At 38.0% G+C, this 3,945-nt stretch carries 3 protein-coding genes; all 3 read left to right on the top strand.

Translation table 11 applies throughout. The annotated features are described in order from the left end of the window. Window positions 1-1,100: alpha-2-macroglobulin family protein (locus ACY65O_RS07870; RefSeq protein ID WP_462220306.1), on the top strand; the 1,100-nt coding region annotated here is incomplete at its 5' end. Between the two features lie 112 nt (window positions 1,101-1,212). Then, window positions 1,213-1,611, top strand: a complete 399-nt coding sequence (locus ACY65O_RS07865; RefSeq protein ID WP_462220305.1) for a hypothetical protein — start codon at window positions 1,213-1,215, stop codon at window positions 1,609-1,611. A 320-nt stretch (window positions 1,612-1,931) separates the two neighbouring features. Beyond that, window positions 1,932-3,761 (top strand): aspartate--tRNA ligase, encoded by a 1,830-nt coding sequence (gene aspS / locus ACY65O_RS07860; RefSeq protein WP_462220304.1) that lies wholly within the window; start codon window positions 1,932-1,934, stop codon window positions 3,759-3,761. Window positions 3,762-3,945: the final 184 nt, after the last annotated feature.

Raw genomic sequence — 3,945 nt, 5'->3', positions numbered from 1 at the left:
GTTTTTTTGCTGAGTATAAAATTTCCACAGCATCACAAACTGCTTACATTTATTATAACGGGCAGGCAAAAAAATACTGGCTAAGCAACAGTAAATATATGCAGGCCATGATTGCGTTGGCATTGCACCGCACTAAAGATGAGGTTACTCCAAAAGCAATTATAAAATCGTTAAAAGAAAATACCATTGTTAAAGAAGAGATGGGCATGTACTGGAAAGAGTGGACTAACGGCGGCTATTACTGGCAGCAGGCACCAATAGAAAGCCAGGCGATGATGATTGAAGCGTTCAGCGATATTGAAAAGAACAACACTACCGTTGACGATTTAAAAACCTGGTTGCTAAAACAAAAGCAAACCCAAAACTGGAAAACTACCAAAGCTACTGCTGAAGCATGTTATGCATTATTGCTAAATGGCAATAACTGGTTAGCTGAAGAAAAAGAAGTGGTAATTACTTTGGGCAGCACCGTTATTAAAAGTACAGACGATGCAATCCAGGCCGGCACAGGTTATTTTAAAAAAAGAATTGAAGGTGCCAAAGTTCAACCTTCAATGGGGGATGTATCAGTAACTCTAAACTCCTCAACCTCTAAACCTCTAAACTCTTCAACCACAAGCTGGGGAAGCATTTACTGGCAATACTTTCAAGACCTTGATAAAATTACTTCTGCTGAAACGCCTTTAAAATTAAAGAAACAATTATTTATTGAACGCAATACCGATAAAGGCCCCACATTAGTTGCTGTACAAGATGGTGCTGCATTAAAAGTAGGTGATAAAATAAAAGTGCGTATCGAATTAAAGGTTGACCGTGATATGGAATACTTACACATGAAAGACATGAGGGCAGCCTGCATGGAACCGGTAAATGTTATCAGTCAATACAAATACCAGGGCGGCTTAGGCTATTACGAAAGCACAAAAGATGCCAGCACCAATTTCTTTTTTGGTTCGCTTAACAGGGGCAGTTATGTTTTTGAATATCCCATGTTTGTAACACATGCCGGTAATTTCAGTAATGGCATTACAACCATTCAATGTATGTATGCGCCGGAGTTTACAAGCCATAGTGAAGGGATAAGGGTAAGTGTGGAATAATTTATTACACAAATTTTAAAACACCAATTACACGAACTAGCAGCTAAGCTATTTCGTGTTTTTGTTTTAAAACAATTCGTGTAATTTGCGGCACTAATAAAATTGGTTAAGTATGCCTACAAACCAAAACTATTCTATACCACTGCGTTTTCGTAAAATGGAAAACCTCCACATCGTTTTCTGGATTTTTAAAGACATCAGCTGGTGTATGGAGTGGCGGCTACTGGGCATTGCTATGGTAATCCCCACACTTGCCATAGCTATTTGGATAGCGATTAAAAACAGGGCTATCATGAGCGAAGCTTGCCACAACTTTGCCATCGTATTCTGGATAAGTGCCAACAGCCTTTGGATGGTAAGTGAGTTTTTTAAATTTGATGAAAAAATATTGCTGTTTGGTTTAACCGGCAAACAAACTGCTATGATACCTTTTTGCATTGGCTTATTATTTTTGGTTTTTTATTATTTAATTTGGCGGCCGAGGCATAAAGATGAGGTGGGAACGATGTGATTTTTTTTATACCAGCTTCGGATTTTTCATATCATCATCGTTGCATCGCACTCTTGTACGGCATACCATTATTGAACTTTTCTCGAAGCGAAATAATTAGATACTTATTTAAAACCGACTCTTTCATTCGTCGAAAACCTGTCAGGTTGAGCTTGTCGAAACCGGCTTCTCATTTTACACCCAGCCTTCGACAAGCTCAGGCTGGCATTTTACTAATCGAACTATTCACCATTAAAAAACTCTTCATTTTACAAAAACATTTACAGAACGTATCTTTGCCGCCAATTCATAATTTATAATTTATAACACATCAATCAATAATGTACAGAACCCACACCTGCGGCCAATTAAGATTAACTGATAACAACACTACTGTAACCCTTGCCGGTTGGGTACAAACCGTTCGTAAATTCGGCAGCATAACGTTTGTAGATTTAAGAGACCGTTATGGCATTACACAATTATTATTTTCCGAAGCATTAAATACAGAGCTGGAAGCAAACCCATTGGGAAGAGAATTTGTATTGCAGGTAAATGGTACAGTTAATGAACGCAGCAGTAAAAATGCCAACATCCCCACCGGCGATATTGAAATAAATGTGGCATCATTTAAAATATTAAATAAATCGGCTGTGCCGCCATTTTCTATTCAGGATGATACCGATGGTGGTGATGAACTGAGAATGAAATACCGCTTTTTAGATTTGCGCAGAAATATTGTAAAGAAAAATTTAGAACTGCGTTATGCAGTGGGTAGAAGCGCAAGAAATTATTTGCATGAAAATAATTTTCTGGATATTGAAACACCTTTTTTAATTAAGAGTACACCGGAAGGTGCTAGAGATTTTGTGGTACCATCAAGAATGAACACCGGACAATTTTATGCGTTACCCCAAAGTCCTCAAACATTTAAACAATTATTAATGGTAAGTGGTTACGACCGCTATTACCAGATTGTAAAATGTTTTAGAGATGAAGATTTAAGAGCGGATCGTCAACCCGAGTTTACACAAATAGATTGCGAAATGTGTTTTGTAGAGCAGGAAGATATTTTACAAATGTTTGAGGGAATGATAAAACACATTTTTGCAGCTGTAAAAAATATTGATTATACCGAAACGGTACAACGCATAACTTGGGAAGAAGCGATGTGGACTTATGGTAATGATAAACCCGATATCCGTTTCGATATTAAAATTTGTAATTTAAAATTTCCTCAACATACCTTTCCTGAAAAGGAAAATCAAGCTGCATTAATTGATGGCGTTTCTTTTGGTGTGTTTGATGATGCAGAAACTGTTGTCGCCATTTCAATTCCTGGTTGCAGCGAATACACCCGTAAACAAACGGATGAACTAACGGAATGGGTAAAGCGTCCGCAAATAGGAATGAAGGGTTTGGTATTTATAAAATGCAATGCTGATGGTACATTTAAAAGCAGCGTAGATAAATTTTATAACGAAGAAAAATTAAAAGCTATTGCCACAGCAGCCAATGCTAAACCCGGCGACCTGATTTTAATTTTAGCGGGTGCCGAAGAAAGAACAAGAAAAGCAATAAGTGATCTAAGAATGTTTATGGCCGATAAATTAGGCATGCGCAAACCAAACGATTTTAAATTATTGTGGGTATTGGATTTTCCATTGTTTGAATATGATGAAGAAGGCAACCGCTGGGTGGCACGCCATCATCCGTTTACTTCGCCAAAGCCAACACAAATTGCAGAAATGATCAACAACAATCCTGTTATTGAAAATGCAGCGGAATATTTAAAACATCCTTACGCCAGTATTAAAGCCAATGCTTATGATATGGTGTTAAATGGAAACGAAATTGGAGGCGGCTCTATAAGAATTTTTCAAAGAGAATTGCAGGAAAAAATGTTTGCGGCATTAGGTATGGATGCGGAAGAGCAACAACATAAATTTGGTTTCTTACTCGGCGCTTTTGAATATGGTGCACCGCCGCATGGTGGCATTGCATTTGGCTTCGACAGGTTATGCTCTATTCTCGGCGGCAGCGAAAGCATCCGTGATTTTATTGCCTTTCCTAAAAATAACAGTGGCCGTGATGTAATGATTGATGCACCAAGCACTATTGATGATAAACAGTTTGATGAGATGCAGATAAAATTGAATTTGAAGGGATGATAGAACGCTGATGAAACGGATTTAACTGATTGACACAGATATTTTGCTGCCGGAGAGTTTCCGGCAGTTTTTATTTTTTATAACACTGATTTTTTTCTTCAATTTTGAAAGGTGAATAATTATCCCCCTCTAGCCGAACGTTTACGCCCAAACACATTAGATGATCTGGTGGGCCAGCAACACC

It is taken from the genome of Ferruginibacter sp. (genome assembly GCF_031430955.1).
Lineage (GTDB): Bacteria > Bacteroidota > Bacteroidia > Chitinophagales > Chitinophagaceae > Ferruginibacter.
This window is presented reverse-complemented; position numbering and strand designations above follow the sequence as displayed.